This is a genomic window from Mucilaginibacter calamicampi (genome assembly GCF_042676765.1).
GTDB lineage: Bacteria > Bacteroidota > Bacteroidia > Sphingobacteriales > Sphingobacteriaceae > Mucilaginibacter > Mucilaginibacter calamicampi.
This window is the reverse complement of sequence record NZ_JBHTHU010000001.1, coordinates 763,432-784,782: the sequence shown is the minus strand read 5'-3', so window position 1 is coordinate 784,782 and position 21,351 is coordinate 763,432. Positions and strand designations below refer to the sequence as shown.

The 21,351-nt window shown below is 44.3% G+C and carries 23 protein-coding genes; 4 read left to right on the top strand and 19 right to left on the bottom strand.

The annotated features are described in order from the left end of the window. Nucleotides 1–358: 358 nt before the first annotated feature. Complete coding sequence (locus ACFQZS_RS03595) at nucleotides 359–574, bottom strand: helix-turn-helix domain-containing protein (RefSeq protein WP_377097370.1); 216 nt, start codon at nucleotides 572–574, stop codon at nucleotides 359–361. Nucleotides 575–961: 387 nt separating this feature from the next. Here ACFQZS_RS03595 and ACFQZS_RS03590 point away from each other — a divergent pair, with 387 nt between their 5' ends. The 4 genes from ACFQZS_RS03590 to ACFQZS_RS03575 are packed head-to-tail and all read left to right on the top strand — an operon-like array spanning nucleotide 962 to nucleotide 3,381. Continuing rightward, entirely contained in the window at nucleotides 962–1,552 is a 591-nt protein-coding gene (locus tag ACFQZS_RS03590) for an RNA polymerase sigma-70 factor (protein ID WP_377097368.1), read from the top strand. A gap of 40 nt (nucleotides 1,553–1,592) precedes the next feature. Continuing rightward, entirely contained in the window at nucleotides 1,593–2,483 is an 891-nt protein-coding gene (locus tag ACFQZS_RS03585; protein WP_377097366.1) for a hypothetical protein, read from the top strand. Between the two features lie 18 nt (nucleotides 2,484–2,501). After that, on the top strand, nucleotides 2,502–2,843 hold the full coding sequence (locus ACFQZS_RS03580) for an STAS-like domain-containing protein (protein ID WP_377097364.1): 342 nt from the start codon (nucleotides 2,502–2,504) through the stop codon (nucleotides 2,841–2,843). Beyond that, on the top strand, nucleotides 2,830–3,381 hold the full coding sequence (locus ACFQZS_RS03575; RefSeq protein ID WP_377097362.1) for a PIN domain-containing protein: 552 nt from the start codon (nucleotides 2,830–2,832) through the stop codon (nucleotides 3,379–3,381). The genes ACFQZS_RS03580 and ACFQZS_RS03575 overlap by 14 nt, the downstream gene beginning before the upstream one ends. A gap of 114 nt (nucleotides 3,382–3,495) precedes the next feature. Here ACFQZS_RS03575 and ACFQZS_RS03570 read toward each other — a convergent pair whose 3' ends face one another. From ACFQZS_RS03570 to ACFQZS_RS03485, 18 genes are all read right to left on the bottom strand, one after another. Then, complete coding sequence (locus ACFQZS_RS03570; RefSeq protein WP_377097360.1) at nucleotides 3,496–4,308, bottom strand: hypothetical protein; 813 nt, start codon at nucleotides 4,306–4,308, stop codon at nucleotides 3,496–3,498. A 1-nt stretch (nucleotide 4,309) separates the two neighbouring features. Further along, nucleotides 4,310–4,834, bottom strand: a complete 525-nt coding sequence (locus tag ACFQZS_RS03565; protein WP_377097358.1) for a hypothetical protein — start codon at nucleotides 4,832–4,834, stop codon at nucleotides 4,310–4,312. A gap of 99 nt (nucleotides 4,835–4,933) precedes the next feature. Beyond that, the gene (locus ACFQZS_RS03560; protein WP_377097356.1) at nucleotides 4,934–6,004 is read right to left on the bottom strand and encodes a type I restriction endonuclease; all 1,071 of its coding nucleotides are present in this window, start codon (nucleotides 6,002–6,004) and stop codon (nucleotides 4,934–4,936) included. 24 nt (nucleotides 6,005–6,028) lie between these two features. Then, nucleotides 6,029–6,307, bottom strand: coding sequence for a DUF3892 domain-containing protein (locus ACFQZS_RS03555; RefSeq protein WP_377097354.1), 279 nt, complete (start codon nucleotides 6,305–6,307; stop codon nucleotides 6,029–6,031). Nucleotides 6,308–6,332: 25 nt separating this feature from the next. Then, complete coding sequence (locus ACFQZS_RS03550; protein ID WP_377097352.1) at nucleotides 6,333–6,947, bottom strand: OmpA family protein; 615 nt, start codon at nucleotides 6,945–6,947, stop codon at nucleotides 6,333–6,335. Between the two features lie 11 nt (nucleotides 6,948–6,958). Beyond that, a complete protein-coding gene (locus ACFQZS_RS03545) occupies nucleotides 6,959–7,612 on the bottom strand; it encodes a TerD family protein (protein ID WP_377097350.1) in 654 nt (217 codons plus the stop codon). A 14-nt stretch (nucleotides 7,613–7,626) separates the two neighbouring features. Next, the gene (locus ACFQZS_RS03540) at nucleotides 7,627–8,193 is read right to left on the bottom strand and encodes a TerD family protein (RefSeq protein ID WP_377097348.1); all 567 of its coding nucleotides are present in this window, start codon (nucleotides 8,191–8,193) and stop codon (nucleotides 7,627–7,629) included. Between the two features lie 13 nt (nucleotides 8,194–8,206). After that, nucleotides 8,207–9,355, bottom strand: a complete 1,149-nt coding sequence (locus ACFQZS_RS03535; protein ID WP_377097346.1) for a hypothetical protein — start codon at nucleotides 9,353–9,355, stop codon at nucleotides 8,207–8,209. Between the two features lie 83 nt (nucleotides 9,356–9,438). Beyond that, nucleotides 9,439–13,302: a hypothetical protein gene (locus ACFQZS_RS03530; protein WP_377097344.1), complete on the bottom strand. Its 3,864-nt coding sequence runs from the start codon at nucleotides 13,300–13,302 to the stop codon at nucleotides 9,439–9,441. A gap of 14 nt (nucleotides 13,303–13,316) precedes the next feature. Next, complete coding sequence (locus ACFQZS_RS03525) at nucleotides 13,317–14,957, bottom strand: hypothetical protein (RefSeq protein ID WP_377097342.1); 1,641 nt, start codon at nucleotides 14,955–14,957, stop codon at nucleotides 13,317–13,319. A gap of 11 nt (nucleotides 14,958–14,968) precedes the next feature. After that, on the bottom strand, nucleotides 14,969–15,307 hold the full coding sequence (locus ACFQZS_RS03520; RefSeq protein WP_377097341.1) for a hypothetical protein: 339 nt from the start codon (nucleotides 15,305–15,307) through the stop codon (nucleotides 14,969–14,971). A 5-nt stretch (nucleotides 15,308–15,312) separates the two neighbouring features. Then, complete coding sequence (locus ACFQZS_RS03515; RefSeq protein WP_377097340.1) at nucleotides 15,313–16,491, bottom strand: hypothetical protein; 1,179 nt, start codon at nucleotides 16,489–16,491, stop codon at nucleotides 15,313–15,315. Between the two features lie 305 nt (nucleotides 16,492–16,796). Beyond that, nucleotides 16,797–17,567, bottom strand: coding sequence for a TerC family protein (locus tag ACFQZS_RS03510; protein ID WP_377097338.1), 771 nt, complete (start codon nucleotides 17,565–17,567; stop codon nucleotides 16,797–16,799). A gap of 276 nt (nucleotides 17,568–17,843) precedes the next feature. Beyond that, a complete protein-coding gene (yidD, locus tag ACFQZS_RS03505; protein ID WP_377097336.1) occupies nucleotides 17,844–18,128 on the bottom strand; it encodes a membrane protein insertion efficiency factor YidD in 285 nt (94 codons plus the stop codon). Beyond that, complete coding sequence (locus ACFQZS_RS03500; protein ID WP_377097334.1) at nucleotides 18,100–18,363, bottom strand: hypothetical protein; 264 nt, start codon at nucleotides 18,361–18,363, stop codon at nucleotides 18,100–18,102. The genes yidD and ACFQZS_RS03500 overlap by 29 nt, the downstream gene beginning before the upstream one ends. A 108-nt stretch (nucleotides 18,364–18,471) precedes the next feature. Beyond that, on the bottom strand, nucleotides 18,472–19,137 hold the full coding sequence (locus tag ACFQZS_RS03495) for a response regulator (RefSeq protein WP_377097333.1): 666 nt from the start codon (nucleotides 19,135–19,137) through the stop codon (nucleotides 18,472–18,474). A gap of 10 nt (nucleotides 19,138–19,147) precedes the next feature. After that, nucleotides 19,148–20,803: a tetratricopeptide repeat-containing sensor histidine kinase gene (locus ACFQZS_RS03490; RefSeq protein ID WP_377097331.1), complete on the bottom strand. Its 1,656-nt coding sequence runs from the start codon at nucleotides 20,801–20,803 to the stop codon at nucleotides 19,148–19,150. 72 nt (nucleotides 20,804–20,875) lie between these two features. Further along, on the bottom strand, nucleotides 20,876–21,034 hold the full coding sequence (locus ACFQZS_RS03485) for a hypothetical protein (RefSeq protein ID WP_377097329.1): 159 nt from the start codon (nucleotides 21,032–21,034) through the stop codon (nucleotides 20,876–20,878). Between the last annotated feature and the right edge of the window lie 317 nt (nucleotides 21,035–21,351).

Sequence of the window (21,351 nt, the reverse complement as noted above, 5' to 3'; positions counted from 1 at the left end):
GCCTTCAATTATCGAAAAAACTTCGACATAATAGAATTCTCGCTTTATGCATTTATACAATCAAGAAATGATAACTGAACATTCTCAACGAATGCCATCCATTTCATTGATATTCTTCAAGATTCGGTCGGACTGTTAAGTTGTTAATTCTACCAGATCTGAAAAAAAAATGAAATAAAAAGACCATCTAAGATTATGGCTGTAGTAAAAGATTCTAAGTCTTCTAGTATCTTTTTCCTTATCATTGAACAGCGTATGGTTTTCTGATACGAGATAGAAGTTTACTTCGCTATTTGTGGAAGTCAAAAAATTATTCCGTTACTTATTTATTACGTTTTTGCAAGAAAGATTAAGGGTATTACTCGGCAAGTTTTATGTTGCCACAAACTTCCATCAATAGATCACATGGTTTGATACTTATCGACAACGCTATTTTAAAAAGTTCCTCTGCGGTTAACTTGGTTTTTGTATTATTAGAGAGTTGGGTAATTCTCGCTTTACTTATGCCGGTGCGTCTAGCTATTTCAGCCTTATTTACCGATCGCTTTGTTAAAAATAGACCCAGCTCTGTCATTAAACTTTAATTCTTTACGAGTATTAAGATTTAAAGTACACCTGTTTAGATAAACGAAACAATTATTTTGATTTTAGATAGATTTTCTTTACACTTGTTTAGAAAGTATATACAAATATTCAAACAAGGTTTGGTTTGATGTTTATAAAATAACTTTGCGAATACTTCAAAATTTTAGAGGTACTCGCACTTAGAGTCTCGCTTTAGAAACGTAGGAATTTCAAAAGGAAACGGGAGAGTAAGTGCAGGTGCCCACGCTATAAGGCGTGGGCCTGCTTATTCGTTTCCTGGCCTCCTACGGCCTCTAAAGCGGTAAGTGGGTTCCACGCCTTTGTTGTTTCCATTTTTCGACTCTGCGATTTATGCGTTAAGAAATGGTTCGGCAGAATGGCACCTCTTCAAAAAGCAAGCGACAATGATCTCCTCAACCTCCTCAGCGAGTCTGATCACTCCGCCTATAACGAAATCTACCACCGCTACTTCTACCTCCTTTATACCCACGCCTACAAAAAACTCCAGGACGAAGAACAAACCAAAGACATCATACAAGACGTGTTCACCACCCTATGGTTCAACCGCGAAACTAACCTTCCCCAATCCAACCTCGCCGGCTACCTCTACACAGCCGTAAGAAATAAAATCTTCGACCTCTTCGCCCACGAACAAGTCAAAACCAAACACTTGGAGTCACTGAAAGCCTATTTAAACACCCACAGCAGCCCTCCTACCGACCACCGCCTGAGAGAAAACCAACTCAAAACCTATATAGAAAAAGAAATACAGGCACTCCCACCCAAAATGCGGCTCATATTTGAAATGAGCCGGAAAGAAAACTTAACTTATAAAGAGATCGCTGAAAAATTGAACGTTTCGGAGAATAACGTTTCCAAGCAGGTAAATAATGCGTTGAGGGTATTGAGGACGAAGTTGGGGGTGGTGATTCATTTGGTTATTATGATTAAGTTGTTTGTACAGTAAACTTTATTCGGTAATTTGAACGCTTTAAATTCAAGACTAATTGCAAGCATTTGAATACGCAGTACCGGAAGAAGTCACTAGTAATTCATCTGGCTATGAATTTTTGGCATATATATGTGCAACTTCGTTTTTAAGTATCAATAACGACATCATTTTTAACTTCACAAAATGTAAATTTTTTGAAGGAAACCTGTGCGCAGTATTAGGAAATATAATTGAATCATTAAAGGATAGAAATAATAGAATTCATTTTCAAGAGCTAAAGGGAAACTTGAGGGGGGCTTTTAGTAGAAACGGATTTTTGGGTAGGTATTCGACAGCGGTAGAAATACCTAAAACATTTGCAACCAGCCTGCCGTACGCTCGGTTCAAAATGTCAGACGAAGTGATTGCTAATAGATTTTTTAGAAAAGAACTATTCGGAAAGGAAAATATGATTCGCATGAGTGACCTTGTTCAAAAAGAGATCATTCGAAATATATTTGAGATCTGTTTAAATGCACACACTCATGGAGGATGCGAACATGTATATTGTTGTGGGCAATTCAATTTACGCAAAGTCCCAAAATTAACACTAACTTTAGCTGACTTAGGAAAAACAATAAAAGCAAACGTCAACAATCATTTGAATCAAAACTTTTCGGGGCCAGAGGCAATCAAATGGGCTCTTACCGAAGGCAATACTACCAAGACATCGGCGATACCGGGTGGACTTGGTTTGAAGTTAGTTCAATCGTTGATCAAATTAAATAAGGGAAAACTACAGATACTATCATCTAATGGCCTAGTTGAGATTCATGATGGAATTATTACTGAAGATTTGCTCGCATTAGATTTTCCGGGAACAATAGTTACAATTGAGTTGTTACTTACAGACCCTAATTTTTACATTTTACAGTCAGAAGAAAACGATTGGAACAATATTTTTTAATAAATTTGCATTAAAATCATGATTTTGATAGTTAAAGATATCCTTGGAAGTAATACAGCTCTAAGTACAGATGCGGGTGGAGTTTTATTTACTGAAATACATAAGGCCCTTTCTGGCAAACAAGATATAAAACTTGATTTCCGGGACGTTGAAGTAATGAGTTCTGCTTTTTTAAATGTTGCAATTGGACAACTATACCATGCTTTTGGACCCGATGAACTAAACGAACATTTAAAAATTGTCAATCTACCTGTTGAAGATAGAGCTTTATTAAAGAAAGTTATAGATCGTGCTAAAGAATACTTTAGTGATCAAAAAGCTTTTGATCAGCGAATGAACGATTTGTATGGCGATAACTGAAGTTATTCATTACAAGGATTTTGAACCTAAATCCAATAGTCACATTTTTATAGATAATAGTATCTTGCTTTATGCATTTGCTCCTATAGGGAACTATAATGAAAAGTTACAACAGTCGGTAACTAGGTTTCTGCAGTCGGCGAAAACCATTGGATCATCATTCTACATCACATCGTTAGTAATTTCTGAATTTCAAAACAAGATTTTAAAAGATTTTTTTGAAGACTTCAAGTATAAAAATAGCAACCAAAAACCTGATATCTCCTTAAAAAAAGATTATCGCCCCAGTGAAACTTATAAAGAAGACATTAAGATTTTAACATCTGCAACCAACAACGCGATTAAATTCTGTGACAGATTTCCAGACGATTTTCAACAAATTGATATGAAAACAATTTTAGAAAATACAAACTATTGTGATTATAATGATGCTTACTTTATAGAACTAGCAAATCGAAAAGACTGGATGATTGTTACACGTGACCGTGATATTTTAGATAGCCCGTATAGAAAAACGAAAGCAATATCTTTTCTATAAACTCCCACCACCCTCCTGATCAAACAAATCATAGATCCACCTCCCCAACTCGTGCCCATCGCTAAAATAACTAATCAACGTTACCTCCCAAAGATCGATTTTCCGCAACCTACCCTATGAAAGTGTTATAATTGAATTCGCTATTCTTTTCTCGTTACCCAACAAAGTTGTATAAAAGCGCTGCTCTATGCCATATAGCACCAGCTTAAGTTCATCTTCTGTTTCAATTTCAAACTTATCAGCGGTGAACGGTACATTGCAGTATTCCTGGATATATTCAAAAATGTTTGCTTTCTGAGTAGCGTCATAACGGCTCAATGTATCCATCACCATTGCAATCCTTTTACGATTCGGAATCTTGACGGCCTCAGCATCAAAGCCATTTCTCATCTCCAAAAAATCGCTCTCTAAGAAGGTTTGGGTTTCGGCCTCAGTGGCTTCTCTATACAGCAAATCCATCCCTCGAAAAATTGCATTCGCCGCAGACAATTTTCTGAAATATAAAATATCGGTAGCTTTATCATAGATAGCATCCGCCTCCTTATTGATCGTAATGATGGGCTTATCAACTTCAATAGAAAGTTCATCCAGGGAAAACCATTTCTTCCGAATAAGCATGTTGGTACTGATGTTTTGGAAAAAATATAGTTCGTCTTGAACCGAACATATAAATGAGATTTTCTTGGTATCAGCGTCCGAGATTTGATTGAAGTTCACTGAATCAAAATTGTCAGCTAAAAACGCCATCGTATACACTGAGGTCGAAAAGTTCTCATATTTATACCATTCTTCTTCTTCAAGTAAGGTCTCCGGGTTGTACACAACACCGTTATCCAAAGTTTCAGGTAGACTGTAGATATCATCATCCGTGGAAAGTAACCTGAACAGGTTTTGCTTTCTTTTTACTTTCGCTAATAGATAGTTCATATTATTCCATATCAATAAAAGTGTAATCGTTAATACGTTTCAGATTGTCAAAGCCGTCATCGCCAGGTTTTTTCAGGGCCTTTCGTGTGATCAAAAAAACTTTTATGTTACTTGCTGTTTTGATGAAATAAAACTGATATCCGAAGAGTAAAAAAATTGGATTAAAATAAAGGCTTTGAGAAAGAAATGTAAATACATAAATGATTAAGAATACAACGACTAACGTAGGAACGTCTTCGATACCTAAGGAAACGAAAAAATAGCCTAAATACGTCGGCAAAAAAGAGTTGTTTGCAAGTTCAATTTCGCGAACTGATGAATCGTTAATAGCATCTGTCGCCAATAACTTCGCCACCCAAAAACTAATAGCAGTTAAGATAACCGGAAGCAACAGAAACAGTACCCAAGAATAGTATCTCGAAAAAGAAGCCAAAATGTTCAATTTGTAGCTTTCCTTGATCAAATACACGATGATGATCAGGAAAGTTGAATTAAATGCCAGGAACAATCGATAGAATAAAGCCATGAGATATTACTGAAAAACAAAGGTTTATATTTTCAAATGTAAATGAATTCTTTGACATCATCCTAACCTGCACAGGTACACACACGTATAACCCATCCATTAAGCCTTCACCTTCTCCAATCTCCCAATCGCCGCCAACAACTCATCAGCGTATTTATAAATCCCATCCAGCGACTGAATCTCATACTTCACCTCCTTCTTCGCCTCATCCAAAACCACAAAATACTCCTTAGCCGACCCCAAATACAAACGACAGATCGTCTTCCGGTTATTATCATCCAGTAAAATCGCGAAATAAGACTGCGCATCCCGGAAAGTGATCCGCTTCGCATCCACATGCTGCCTCAACAACGACTTCACAATATAGAATCCCTCCAATTCCTCTGCCGTTGTCACAATATTCGAAACCGGCTCCGCCTTTTCTTCCAGCTTACCCGCCTCCGTCACCTCCAGCTGCTTCTCCTGGTTCAGCGCCGACTTCAGCCGCTCATTGATCGCATCACTGATCAGTAAATTAAAAGAACGCTTAATGATCGGCCCGAACTGTTCCTTCACCCTGGCCGTTAAGACACCCGAATAGATTTGTTTAGTAAAAAACGAAACAAAATTATCGGACGGCGTCACCATCTCCTTATTCAGCAAAGTTTTCAGCTCATTCAGATATTTGAGTTCGCTGGCCGTATTGGTAATACTTTCCACATCAAAATACGACTTATGAAACTTCTTCAGCTCCACCATTTCCGTTTCCTTGATCTCCGTAATATTGAACTCAAAGAATGGCGTACTATCCATCTTATTCTTCTCCTCCAGGTCTGTATAAAACCGATAATTCAAACCATTCGTCAGCAAACCAAACTTCGCTTTGGTCGTATGAAAATACCGAAACAGCTGGGAATTATGCGGGTCCAGTTTTTCCAGATGATGCTTACACTCGATCAGGATCGTGGGCTCCCCCTCTTTCATGATCGCATAATCCACTTTCTCGCCTTTCTTGATACCGATATCCGCGATAAATTCCGGGTTCACTTCGAAGGGATTGAACACATCGTAGCCCAATACCTGGATGAAAGGCATAATGAGCGCATTTTTGGTCGCTTCCTCGGTCTGAAGTTGTGGTAACAGCTTTTCTACACGCGCCGCTAACTGTAGTATTTGGTCTTTGAAATCCATAATGACTTTTGTTATAATATATCATTAAGCCGGACATTCCGCCAGACTAAGTAAATTGTCCGGAGTATCATTATCCGCTTCCGTTTTTAAGTATTTAACGCCGTTTCTGGTAGCGACAATTACGTTTCTGACATGGCCATTTACCTCTGTATAAAAAGCGTATTCTCCTTTTTCGATGCCGGTGATGGCATCAGCTAACGACAACTTCCATCGCGAGCCATTGTGATAGCCACCAACATACGCTATGCGTTCATGCGCACTTTGACGGTTATTTTTGTTAATACATGAAATTTTTACTTTCATAATGATGTTTATTGTTCGTTATAAACTAGTGAAATAAAACTTCTACTCTTCTGTTTTTTGCCCGGCCTGCTTCAGAATCATTCGCAGCGATCGGGCTTGCTATTCCTTTACCTACTGCGATAATGCTGTCCGCGGGAATCCCATTTTTAACGAGAAATGATTTGTAAGCGTCGGCCCTTGCCTGGGATATGTTTTGATTGACACTATAAGGCCCTTCGCTGCTGGCATAACCCTGTACATAGATCTTGAGCCCTGCTTTAACCTTACTTTTGGTGATAGCGAGCAGATCTTCTTCTATCTGCGGAGCTACCGATCCTGCATTAAAGGAAGCGGCCAAAACAGGCGCATCGGAAGAAACATTACTAGCTATTGCCTGAGGCGAAGCTACCGTCACCGGTTGGGTTGTATCGGCAACCGTTGTATTTTCAGTTACAACTTTTCTCGGCTCGCTAACCACGCCCTCCGGTCTGGTAAAATACCAAATCAACGCGCCGATCACCATTAAGGCGATGAGGGTATACCAGCCCATGTGGCTTTTCGCCGGTTGTGCCAGTATTTCCTGATCACTTTTCGACAGGTCGAAAGTCGATTTTTTTGAAGCGTCCGCAGACCCTTCATTTTTGTTAAGATTGAATGACATAATCGTAAGGTTTAGGTGTACATATCTACTAAAGTTTGCAAGCTGCCGGTATGGGCACGCCCCATCGCTTCAAACTCCCAGCTATTGCCTACCCTGAACAGTCTGCCGAATTCTACCGCGTCTTCATTGGTGTATTGGTCTTTCAGGTCGTAGCGCATGATCTCCGCACCGGTATTCTGGTCAACGATCCGGATATAACAATCCTCCACCTGCCCGAAATTCAAATCCAGTGTCCGCCTGTCCTTTTTATTGTCGTTGGGATACTTGCAAATGGTGCAGCAAATGATGATCTGCTCCACCTTAGGGTTTACTTTGTTCAGATCGATCAGCATATCCTCATCGTCGTCACCGTCGCTGCGGCGGCCATCCGGATCATCAATAGCACCAATGATAGCGCCATCCTGTGTTATCGGCCGGTCAAGGTCCTTCTCGACCGCGTCTTTGATACAATTTCCCATTCTGACCTGTCCGTAAAAAACGAAATAGGAATCTGAAGGAATTTTAAAATCAGAACCGATCGCGAATGCGGAAACATCCAGATCGAACTCGGGTCCGCCAGGCTGGTCATTCGGGTCCCAGCCCATACCGATCTTGACCAGAGATAAACCCGGTGCCGCTTTGGAGAGCGAAAATCGCTCACCTTTGTTTAAGTTAAAACTTGCCATATTTTGATGATTTTTTATTGATATAATTCCACTAAAGTGCCGAGTCCACCTGCAAACGCCTGTCCGACCGCTTCGAGGTCCCATACCCCGCCATTCCGCGTGATGGTCGCGATGATCAGCGAGTCCTCCTGCGCAAAATTTTCGTTCAGCTGGTACGTGCACATCACGCTGTTATTACCTGCATTCCGGATACCGATATAAGCGTTTTTAACGTGCCCGAAATGATGTCCTCTTTCTTCTGCTTGATCGATCGTCACGGCGATATATAAAAACTCGACCTGTTCATTCATTTTTTGCAGGTCTATCGTAATGATCTCATCATCGCCGTCTCCATCGCCGGCACGGCTGTCACCCGGATAAAATACCGAGCCGTCAGGACTCGCCGGATTATTATAAAAAACGAAATATTCGTCCGTCAACAGTTTTCCATTCGCACCCATCATGAACAGGGAGAGGTCCAGATCGACCGGATGACCATTGACCACCTCCGGATCCCAACCTAAACCAGCAATAATGTTTTTGGGGCCGCCATCCACTTTATCCAGTGATACGGGTACTTTTTTTTGTAATTGTATAGCCATAATCATTTAATAATTAAGTTTTTTTCCTAATTGGCGGCAGTGGCGGCGGAATGACCGTTCTGGGCTTTTCACTGGTCGGATTTTTAGCTGCCGGCATCGGTGGCGGCTGCTTGATGGCCTGTTTAGGGTCGGGCAATGGTGGTAGCTTCGGCGGAAACAGTGGCCGCGCCGGTGCTGGCGCTGTCGGCGGCACTTTGCTGAAAATAAGCTGCATGGCCCCATCGATATGAACAGTTGTGACGTTCTTTACATTCGGATAAGGTTTCAGCAGGCGATCTGTGAAATACGACGTCATAATCTGCTCACTACAAAGCAATACGATCAATTCATCCGTTCTTATGCCCAAACTTTGTAGGAGCTCATCTATTGCCGTTGAAACGATAAGGTCTCCGGAATAATACTGCAAACTATCCTCTACGCTTTTTAAATTGATCCGAAACCAGAATTTGCTACCGTTGCTCAGTTCAGCCTCACCGGTGACGATCCTTTTATTCTCCGCCAACAGCGCCGCACATTGAGGCAGTAATCCGGCGATCTCCCGCTCTGTATCCAAACTCAGATAGGAGTTTTGTTCCTGTATATAACCGACGATCATCCCGGCCAGAATATTGATCCGCGGGTCAGCGCCCTTGTGCGGAATCATGCTGGCCGCAACGGGCGTTTCAGCCCCTTTTTCGTAAAGGTCCAGGTACAAATTATCCGCTAAGCCGGTTAACATCAATACCGCGTACTTCTTCCCTATAAAATTATCGTGGCGCAGGTGTTCCAGCAACAAATTGCTATAACTCAGCACCGATACTGCCCGGTAACCCGCCTCTGTGAATAACCCGGCGACGAGGTTACGTTCGGGCTCGGCAATATCAGGTTCAAAAATAAATTTCAACGGAAAAGCAGCCCGGTACGACTCAATGGCATCGCTTTTATAAAGTACCGTATTCAGGAAATGAGATAAAAACTGCTCAATTCCGTAATACAGTAATTGCTTCACCCTTTTGGCACTATTGTGCAGCGTAAAATGTTGGCTTGGATCCTTGATCAGCTCAAAATAATCGCCATAGGCATGGGGGTCATGTTGAAAGAAACGATCCCGCGCACCGGCCCCAAAATCAAACTGGTTGTTTTCGACGTGAAAGTAAAGCGGGACCACATGATTACCCTTCATCAGGAGCGGGCTGTACCGCTTGCCATCACTTTGGTACCAAAAGGCGACCGATCGCCTGGAGACTTTCACTACGACACAATAATTCATCCTCCGTTTGTTTTTATGCCTTGCAACAAGTGTTTCTCAAAAAACTTCATACCCTCCAGGATGATGATCGGGGCTACATAATCAAACTTTTTCTGTTCTATCGTTTTCCTCTTCCGGGCTTCCACGAACTCCGGTTCCGCCTTGATATAATTCTCGATATTCATATCCTGGAATCCGGTCATGAAATCGGCCGGGGTCATACGGAGACCAAACATGGAAGAGCTCACTTTGTAGAACAGGTCAGCAAAGTCCATAAACCGGGGGCAGGGCTGTCTGCCTGGTTCTACCCGGTACAGGAAGTGTGAGCCGATGTGTTCCACCATCTCCGGTATGATCGAGTTGGTAGAAGCCAGGTATTCCACTTTTCCGCCGGACCGGACAATGCAGAAATTTTCCTCTCCCAGAATCTCAATGGCCTGTTTATTCCTTGGGACCAGTATGCGGGTCTGGCTGGTAGGGATCGCCAGCCCTTTAGACACCTCATATTTGACATCGGAGTTATCCTTATCCTTTTGAGAATTGATATCGATGATCTTCAAAGGATGGAGCGAAACCGGAACAATCGTCTCCCGGGCTACTGCTTCGCCTCCGATCCCGCGTAAAAACATCTGGGTGTAATAATCATTCGCCGCCTTATCATCCACCGCACTGAACCAGTCAAATATGCGCGCGCCCTTTCCGGCAAACGCGATCCTGATCCTCGGCGGCGTATCCTTGACCAGGGGCGTAGCATCCACAGAACGGACGATCTCGGCCCTGAGCTTGTGTACCAACTGGCCCGCATAGAACATGATCAGACCGGTAATGTACAGATTGACACTCATCATTTCCTTACATTCCGCAGCGATCAGCCGGTAAAAACTTTCAAAATCTGCAGCCGCAAGGCGGTCCACCACCTGTTCAAAATAATAGGGCGCCGTATTGGATGAAAACTTATCGTCCCCTTTATTCAGCCCTTGTATATAGATCCGCTTTTGCTCGCACATTTTCAGTAACACCTTTTTAAAATTAGGTGAACTTTTCGTCGCTTGCGCAAGCCGCTCGGCCGCAAAACGAATTGAATTCTGTTTGATCATGGCTTTGCCTTTCCCAAGATCAGATATTACCGTGATATCGGTCGTACTACCCCCTATGTCAAAGCATAACAGCAATTCTCCCTGACTGACCGCATAACCGTCGTTCGGCCGGAGCATATAATTGGCCACTGCGCAAGCCTCCGAAAGCGACTCGTTGTCCTGTAAGGCCTCAAAATCAAATTGAATTGGCCCCGCGTCTGTCGGAATATCGATCTCGTCCGTTTTGGTCGCACCAGGTTGATCCCAGCCCGATACCGGTTGAGGCGTTACCGGGGTCGACCAGGCCGTTTCTTCCCGGGAGCTACCCCAGGCAGACGGCGTAACTTCGGGTGCGCCCCAGGCGGAGCCATCGGTATTCCCAATATCGGATAGGTCTGACGGACGGTGGGTCTTGAGTTTAACGGAACTATTCAAAGGATTCATACTGATCAGTGAATCCCAGATCGCTCGATATTCATTCAGCATCGTCTTGCCCATCGAAGAGGGATAAGACCATTTTAAAGTATGGGGTTCATGATTTTCGATGAACAGCTGGGCGTAGACATGCAAAAGCAGGGAACTCAAATAAGCCGTCTTATAACTCTTATCCAACGCCCTTGTGGACCACTTCATATTATAAACCAGTTCCGCCGTACCGACCCGGTTATAACTCAGGAAATAACGGTTATCTTCAGCTGTATCAATAGGCAGGTTCTTTTCAAAACAAGGGAAGCCGCCTTTGACCGGCTGGGACAACAAGGAATCCTGCTGCACACCCGTTTCATTTACTACCCTGCGCGTATCGTGGAGTGTCAGGACCGATTTAATGGAATTGGTAATGATCTCATCATTCTGAAAGAAAAATATCTCGTCTTCCACGGCCGGTCGTTCATCATTGTTCTTATTATCATCGCCCAGCAACGACACCCGCTTATTCGTCAGCTTTAACTGGTCGGAGACCTTGCCGGCATTTTCCGACCAGTAGGCGACCGAAGTGTTGGTACTGCCGAAATCAACGCCAAGAAATGCCGGCGATAGATTCCTTATTGAACTGAGCATATTTACCGGCAATGTCCGGCTGCTAACCGCACCTGTATAGCGAATGATCCCGAAACCGCAATCCACGCCCGCATGGGAGAATTTAACACCCTTAAAAGGCTGGTTACTTTCGTAGATCTCGTATTTATATTTATTGTCAGCCACCGCATTATTCGAAGACAGATGCAAACTGGTGGAAATTCCGGGGTAATGCTCCAGATTCGTTACCCGTCCTTTAGCGGCAAGGTATATGGGGGCACCATTCTCATCCAGGGCTATCCTGAAAAAGTCGTCATTCACATTGCCGATAAACGGCGTCGCCTGAAACTTGGCATCATTATGCGGAATTTCCGAGTATAAAAAATATCTTCCCCATTGTTTGGAAATAAAATTCGGCCAGATCAGGATATCCCGGCCCATGATCGTATCGCGGGTCACATTGTAGACCACTTGTTTGATGATCTCATTGCCATTATCGGTGATCAGCTTAAGCTGGACGATCAGTTTTTCACCGTCCTGCTGGCCGGGGTCATAAATAGCGGTGAGCCTTGATTTGACGTTGGCGGCATCTGTCAGCCCGGCGAGCGAGTCGAGGTTCGCCCCGAAGACATTCAGTGCCAGCGGCGTGAGCGGAAGAGAAAAGTAGGCAAAGTTATTCGGTTGGCCTTTGGTTTCTGCAGCGAGCAGTAAGAAGGGCTTGTCCTGAAGATAGTACCTAGTCGAAAGCCCGGAGCGCCCAAAGTCAAACTGAACGATCTCGGTGGCTTCCGGCAACAGCAAATCTTTTGGATCGAATGCAATACTCGAATCGGAAGTAGCATCAGATGAGATCACCCCTTCGGAGCCATATAAGATAGTAGAATAATTAAACAATTTCCCATACGGTTCTAGGAACAATGCGCCGACTTCGGGCGGGGTTTGCTGTTCCAGTTTAGCGAAATTCTTAGCCCGCTGGTACGCGACCATCTCATCCATCCATTCACTGATCACCGCAGCAACAGCGCTGTAGCCGGGGCGGATCGCTTCGGGCAGGCCACTGAACTGGTTCCTGAATCCCTCGATATTTTCCAGGATATGTTTCGCGTAACCATAGATCTTGAACAGCTCCTCTGGTTTGAGCTCGGACCGCAATGGATCGGTCAGTCTGCCATTACTGACATTCACAAAAGGCAATCGTTCGGCGAGCTGGTATGAAACCGAGGTAAACAGCAAACATTCCGGCGAGGTACCGCCCAGCACCTGGCCTTTATAGGAGATGACGTCAATAAACGGGATCTTCTCCGCATTGTTCGCTAATGATTGGTCGCACCATAGCGGTTTTCGTTCAAATAAAGCATTGCCGAATGCGCCCTTGGGTTCATAAATATTATCGGTTTCGCCGGTCAGTAACCCATCTGAATAGGCCAGCTGAATTCGCTGAACACCTATGTCTTTATAATTTAATGCCAGGCAGCTGATTAGTCCTTTCCACTCGCTGATCAGGGAACGGTAAAATAAAAGCAGCCCGGAAACGTCCGTATCCTTGCTTTGTACATTAATCAAAGCGTTGTCAAATAGACCTGCACGGGCAAAGACGGTTGGCATACCGGACACAATGGAACCGATATTGACCGCTGAGTTACCCTGCTGATCTACGGCGATCTCCGGGATAAGGATACTCCTGGTGAAAACTTCCAGCTGTGGCAGTTTATCCCAGGCGAATGCGACACCCTGGGGTTCCGTGGCCGGTTTGACTTTGATAACTAATGCTTTGATTTGGTTGGGCATGGCTGGTGGTTCGTTTAGTTGAGGTGGAAACCCTGGGAATTGGAAATGGCGTTATAGAGATGCGCGAGAAATTTTTCTTTGGTAGTATTCACTTTTTGCTGTTCGGAAGGGCCGGAATCGATCAGCTTTTTCACAAAAATATCGTAGCGGCTGCTGATCAGGCTTTTTGGCCAGTGGTATTTATCATCAGAAAATATCGTACCGACGTCGAGCTTGCTGAGTTCGGCCAGATTATCCGGGAAGGCTTTGTTGTTGAAAATAAAACTCCCCGGCGCGATGGAATTGCGGATCTGGTAGATCCAGCCAGGTATAAATTTATCCTTATCGAAGCTATACGCGAAGTGCTTAAAGTAATCGTTAATGTCAGCGCACTCGGTTTCATTAATGGCTTCATACTGATCTATCTTCTGCTTTTGCAGCAAGTTGATGAACGCTTTGATACCGGCTTCGCCGCGGGCACCACCATTGGCGGTAAGCGAGATATGGGCCAGCGAGAAAAATGCGCCCAGTTTGTTGGCGAATACCTCGCCTGCCCGGTCCAGGTTGCCGACAAAATCATCTGCAGTAAAGCTGAACGCGTTATTGCTAAACGCCACTGCCTTATAAAGATATTCCGCCCGTGCACTGTCCAGGTGTGAACTGCGGGTAAAAAAGTCGAATGCGGCACAGGCTGAAATTAATTCGGTAATATGACAACCGTTCTTCTGCTCTGCGCCCCCGGTTATGGTTTTGCCGTTGTCCTGGCCCTCATCGGCCCGCTTACCTTCAACCGGCCAGCCAATGTGGTACAACAGTTTATAAGAACATTGGACCGTCGGGTCGCTTTGATAGAACTGCAGCGCCGCCTGGCTGTTCAGCGGAAAAAATGAGGCATCAGCGATCACACTGTCTTCTTTGGTCGAACGCTGTTTGTCATCCGGTTTTCTGAAGGTAAAGTACTCGGTCAGCAAAGTGGCGGCAAATTTCGTGCGGCTCAGATCGATACTGGAAGCTCCCGCCGAACGAATCCGGACAAAATCCTGTAATGCTTTGGGGATGACCGGTATTGCGGACGCACCGGTACCGCCAAACACCGACCCGAATACAAATACCCTGGCATGTTCTCCGGCCTTTTCCAGTTTAGCGATAAACTGTTCCAATTCCTTTTCCTGTGGCAATACGTACACGCCTTTGGCGATATTTTTGGCTGCTTCGGCAATGCCATGATACATGAGTAAGGAGCCCAAATGCGTTTGCGAGCGGTAACCATGGGCGAGATTAAATTCCTGTACGGACCGGGTATCCAGGAACAGATCTGAAAGCAATTTATTGTCGCGCTGCTGCTCTGCTGACCCGGTGGACAGTTTGGAAAGGTTTTTATAGTTCTCCCTGCCTTTGCCAGAATAATTGGTAAAAAACCGGTACAGATTCAGTTTGGTAGAGAAAAAGGTGTTGACATTCGGTGTGCCCCCTTCATTGGTGTCCGAGGATTTGACCCGGTTATATAAACGGATCAATTCTTCCACCTTTCCTTTGTTCCCATTGGTCTGGTCGGTGTCGAGGGTTAGCACCTCGATCTCCCGGCTGTCGAACATGCCGATGGCACAGAGATGCACAAACGATTCCAAGCAGCGCATGCCTGTACCGCCAACGGCGATTACAAATAATTTATCCATCATTTTAGTGGTTAAAACCAATGGCCTACTTTGCCATTTTTATAAATTTTACTCAATACGAACCCCAGCAGGATGTATAGCACGAACCCTACTGCTGTGCCGATGCTCAGGGCATGGACGTAGCGGTTGACGACCATGATATTGGCCGTGGGCTTAAAAACATAATAACCCAGCAAAAAAATAACGGCGGGATTCAAGGCAGCTATGGTCCAAAACCAGCGGCGCCTTTTTGACGCGTCTTTTGGGCGGCTGCCGCCTTCGTAATTGATAACAGTGGCGATTATGGTAGCGACAATTAAGAGTACCAGCGCCGTGATAGCCGAAATAACGTAAGCGGTAATTGATTCCATGGTGTTTATTCAGTAGTTTTTATATAGTAAGTGTATATCGTTTTGTCCCGGGGTTTCACTTCCTCGAGGGTGCTTTTTATAGAGTCATAAAGGCCGGTATTAGGTACCCCGTTTTTATTGATCCACCTGAATTTATCCAGTACCGGGTTAGCCGTATTGACCGATGCTTCGCGGAGGGTAAGGACGATTTTGGTCAGACTGCCTGATACCTTATCCGGCGCGAATTGTTGTGAGAATGCAATGCCTATTTCTCCCTTTTTAGAGTCGGTACGGGTGGTATTGGTCAACAAGTTCTGATTAAGGACGAAAGCGTCATCCAACGATTTTGGTTCGGTCGCTTCGTATTGAAACGGGGGTTTTACAGACCCATCCGCGTTATAACAGGTCAATGAAATAAGATCCGTTTCCTTGTCGGAAATCTTGTCTTCACCATTCGCACCTTTAACAATGGCGGGTTTGTGCTTTTTCACTTCCTTTGACCTGGCATAGTGCTCAAAATCGTGCGTAATATCATAGGCTTTTACTTCCAGTTTGTCGTAGCGGTAACTGTCTGTATTACTCAGATCGATATATAATTTCCGGAAAAGGTCATGGAACTGTCCTTGCTGCACATAGTCTTTTCTGGTTTCATCTATGGTCGCCCAGTTCAATCCCAGCGGATAGTATTCAAATGGTTTATGCTGTTCAAGTCCGTTAAGGTACTCGGGGCGAAGGTCAAGCACATTTTGACTTTGCTCATCTTTACCATTCGTATCACGGAAGAGGCCTCCCGTTTTCGCACCTGGGTAGTCGGTGCTCAGCAAATAAGCGTCGGTGGCCATATCAAGCTTTGGCAGCGTCACTAATTTCGGCCGGAGTTTGTCTATCAGACTGGTACCGATTGACCTTCCATAAGTAAAAACAGTGAAGTAAACATGCTTGTCTACTTTTCCCTCCTTATAGTCTGCAATAAAAAATGAAATGGAGTTACTATCGTTTAACCATTTGGAGAACGCAATCTTCAGATAGGCGGTGCCGGTAACTTCGGCATTGTTCTGCCATTCCTCGAAGTCAGTGATCAGCAAGGCATCGCTTTTTTCTGCCACGATCTTTTCCACCGCGGCTTGTATCGGTGCCCGAACATCACGATAATTTTGCGGATCATTGACGATCTGACCCAGTTCCGTGCCATTACTGACTTGCAAGGGTTGGACTTGTCCTTCTGCCAATCTAAAGACCGAAAATTTGCGCGCCAACACGGTATTGAAGCATTGTGACATCAAGTCTTTAATGATAGGCGCTCCGAAGGCGGTGTACATCCCTGCTGAAAAATCAACATACATAGCAGGGGCACCTGGCTTCATATGACCCGAATGGGTCTTCAGGTCATTGTACGCCGTCAGGTTTGCCGGCATTGTTGGGCCGTATAGATCGACACCGGCTAAGGGATCATCGCCGTCACCGTTGCAAGAGGTAATGAGGCAAATTAAGATAAAAGCGTAAATTTTATTCATACAAGTTTGCGTTTAGGAAAATTGAAAAGAAGTGAACTCAGCACCGGTAGCACGAAAACGGTTACGGTAAAGACTGATACAAAAATGTCGGCCTTGTGACTATTAAGGATGGTGGTCATTGCGGATGCAGGATAGAAGTGCGCGTATAGTGAAGCGAAAAGCTTTAAACCCAATACCGCGATCACGAGGAAGGCAACAGTTTCCAGAAAAGGGAAACGTTCGATCAACCTGACGAATGCCTGCGCTACGAAACGCATCGCAAGAATTCCGATAAAAACCCCGATATAGATCAGATAGATATGGTCGGTAAATGCGACCGCGGCAAAAACGTTATCAATGGAAAATGCCAGGTCCATGACCTCCACAAGGGCGACTGTCGCCCAGAATGTCCCGATCGAACCCACCGTCGCTCTGTATAACCAACTTTTTTCTTTATTGACCGTTTCTCCTTCATCATCACCGACAGCCCCTTTCCCTTTGAAATAATCGAAAGCCAGGTACAGCAGATAAAGTCCTCCCAAGGGCTTCAGCCACCATATTTGCACTAACCAGGCTGCACACAACAGGCAAATACCCCGCATTACGTACGCTCCGATGATACCATATTTCAAGGCGCGGCTCCGTTGTTCCTTTGGCAGGTCCATCACCATGGTCGCCAATACGGCGGCATTGTCTACCGAAAGTAGGCTTTCGATTACGATGAGGTTAAGAATAATGAGCAGACCAGCCTGAATGTCGTCTCCTAAAAGCGTGTGTAAAATATCCATTGTGATAAGGTTCAGAGTTATATTTTAATACATGTAATTCTAAATGGCATAAAATTCCTTTGTTGATTTAATCTTCCCATCTGCACAATGTCCTTCCTTGCTTTTTTGCTTCCTTCATGGTTTTTTTAACTACGCGGTAGGTACAATTGCTCAAACCGCGGCAGGTTGCGCTGTAATGATACTTTTTGGCGTTAGAGCTGTCACAGACATACACGGTCGTATCCTTGCAACTCATGCTAGCGAATAAAAACGGTAATAGCACGGCTGCCTTCATCATCAATTCTCCAAAAATCTTTCAGCGATATCTTCTGCCCCGATTAACTGTCCGTTAGGCAATATCATTTGCTTACTATCGTTGACCGGATGATGAAAAATCTCAAAGCCAGCCCTGCAATTCCGGAGGCGAAAGCTGAACGCCCTTATTCCATTTAACCACCCCTCCGCCTGTGTCACCTGGAAAACATGCAGAGAGCAACTGGTCCGGAAAATACATGGCCTTCTTTCACCTGCCGGCACAATCCGCCAATAAAATCTAATGAGCAGCAGCAGCGCCTGTTTCATGGCCGTTCTTACTAAAAACCACCATTTGATAAGCTGTCATACCTCCCGGTTTCGCGCCTATTCCGAAACAGCCTGCGTCAGGTTGTACGTAGGTCGAAACACTTTCCAGTCGGATATACATCCAGCCTTTATCGGTGTACTGTTTGATCAAATTTTCCAATTGAAGGGCAACGGTGCTGCTGGTCTCTTTTTTTTGGTCCAGTGTTGCCACGAAGGGTACTACTTTATATTCCATTGCGATTGTGGTTTAAATAGTTTAATTGATTACCATTCAAAAGTATTGTACCGCAAGGAGGGATATTTACGGGAAACCGTAAAGCAAGAAACTTTTTTATAAGGGAATTTAAATGATACCCATGTCCTTGCAAAAGGCCACGAGTTGCTCATTCTTGGAGAATTCCAGTGTTTCCTTAATGTGGTTAAGGCGTTTCTCCAGGCTGCTTAAACCAGAGGGTTTAATATTGTTCTTTTGCAGATAGGAAGGGATATCCTTCTGGAGCATACCATTAGATAAAAGGGAAATAATGGTGATATCAAAATCTGTGAACTGGTAAGCATTCTTTTGTTTGACGGCCTGTCTCAGGTGCGCGGGAAAATGCTGTCTATTTCGATAAATATTTTCGATGGCCAGTTTGAGTTCCTGCGCGTCGTGCCTCGCTTTACGTACATAACCGTTGATGCCCAGTTCATTAAAAAGCATATCGATCACGGCTGCCTTAGGCTCCGCGGAAAAAACCAGCACTTTCAGATTGGGCTGTGCCTGTTTAGCTGTTTTAATCAGTTGCACCCCACCGTTGATCTGCTGCTGGTTATGATCCTCTTCAAAATACAGGTCCGTGATCAGCAATTCGATGGGTTGATGGCTCTGCGCGTTTTTGCGGATACGCTGTAAAGCCTGGTCGCAATAATAAACATAATCGGCATGGGCTACGCCAAGATCCGCCAGGGTTTTTCGCACCGAAATGCTGGCGCTTTCGTGATCTTCAGCTATAAGTACGCTTTTGAACATCTTTATCCATTTAAGCAACAGGAAAGGTTAGGTGAATTTTTAGCCCCTGCTGTATATTGGTGTCAAATGTAATTGTCCCCTGCAAACTATTAATACGGTTTCCCGTATTCGTCAGGCCATTTTTATAGGAAACTCCGTCTTTCATACCAACGCCATTGTCGGTATAATAAATAATGATTTTATCATCCTGCCGTTCGAAGCGGATAGCCACCCTGGTCGCCCGGCTGTGTTTCCTCATGTTGACCATCAATTCCTGTAAAATGTGCTCGACATCGAATAGTGCTGTCGGACTCATCTTTTCCCATAAAGCTACGTCATTACCAACAAGTACAACCTTGATGCTGTCATTGGCAAATGAGGAAATCAATTCTGTTACGCTGTCATGAAAAAGACCGGCGGAAAATGGCACTTTCTCATAAGAGATATCGCGCGATTTTTCATAAAGGTCTTCGATCTTATCGGCTAATGCTGTTTTATTCAGGTCACTGTCGTGATCAAGCTCGGACATGATCCTATACAGTCCGTTGGCAACCACATCATGCACTTTTTTTGATGTTCTTAACCGGCTTTCCCGTATAGCCTCTTGTTTTTCCTGTTCCAGCCGCTTTTTCCTTTTCCAATACCAAAACGCTCCGATGATAATAACGATCAATGCGAAATAGAGCAATACCTGTTGCTTTAAGAGTTGATATTTTTTTTCCGTATTATCCTGTTGTAACGTCAGGTTATCTGCCTTGTTCTTCTCCACTTCATAGCGGATAAATGCAAACTGATTTTTGGCAGCATTCCGTGCAGTAAGCAAACTATCGCTTAACTGATGATAGGTCTTGAAAAACTGCCTGGTTTCCTGTAACGGTCCTACCCTGATCAGTTTCTCCAGGGCCTCCAGCCGGTCGTCGGGACTACCAAGCCCATGCGCCACATCGAACATTTTCAATGCGAAGTAATAAGCGGAATCCGGCCTGATGGTGGTGTAATAATCCGACAGATGGGCATAACTCGAATTCTGGCCCCAGCGGTCTTGTTCCTGCCGGCGGATTTCCAATGCACTTAACAATTCCGGAGCCGCATTATAGGACAGATCGTTCAGCCATTTCGTGGTGGCCATATTGGTCAATATCCTGGCAAAGGTCTCCTTATCGGTCGTTTTCCTGATGATAGCATGGTAAATTTCCAGCGCTCTCGCATAATCCTTTTGCTTCTGATAAGCCAGCGCTTTATTATTTAAATAAATTAATTTGAAATTACTGTCAGCGGTAAAAAAGATCGCCTTGTCAAAGAAACCAACGGCCGCATCATAATTCCGAAGGTTAATACTGGTCAAACCGAGTTCGTTGTAATTGGATGCAAGGCTTCGGCGGTGCTTTACATTTTCAGCGTTTAAAAATTTCAGGGAGGCTGACAGACTTTCCTGGCTGCCATAATAATCGCCGACATCGGATTGCATCGTGGCCATATAATTGTAGGCATTGGCCACCTGCAGGCTGTCCATTACCCTGTTCACAACCCGGTTAAAATAATAAAACGCAGAATCATTTTGCCGGTGAAGGAATGATTTCGCTTTTATATAATCGGGATCTTTAGTAATGACGGGAGGTGTCTCTTTCTTGCGACAGGAACACAACACGTTGATCGCTATCAGTAAAAAATATAATAACTTGTTCAAGCCCAGGTTTTGGCATAAAGATAGCAAAAAGTAAGGCAGGATAAACCTGCCTTACCATCAACAATTTTATTGTTAATCCGGTGGCGTGTGCCCGCCGTCACCGCCGGTATCATCACCGTCGTCGCTCCCGGTATCACCTTGTGTCGTTACGGTAGTATCCTGGCAATTCTTTTTAGTATGATGGGATGGCGATGCAAATGCCATAAATAATGCAAAAAACAGATAAAACATGATTTCAAAAAATTAAGAATTACTAAACTGCAGGCTACCCGGACCGCCCGGGCAGCAGCTCTGCAAATCGCGTAAGAAGCGCTTCTTACATTTTTTGGGAAGGAATGGCATCGATCGCGGAAGCAGCGTCGCCGCTTCCCAAGCCGGATAGCAGCCTCCGCTTTCTTTGCCTTTGTGAAACCCGTTAACTGATTTCGAAAGCAAATGTATAGCGGACTAAACCGCTTATTTGCAAGCGATTCCGGTAATTCCGATCGTTCCGGAAAGATTCCGGTTACACCTTGCAGATTCCAAAAATTCCTTTAGCTTTACTTTTA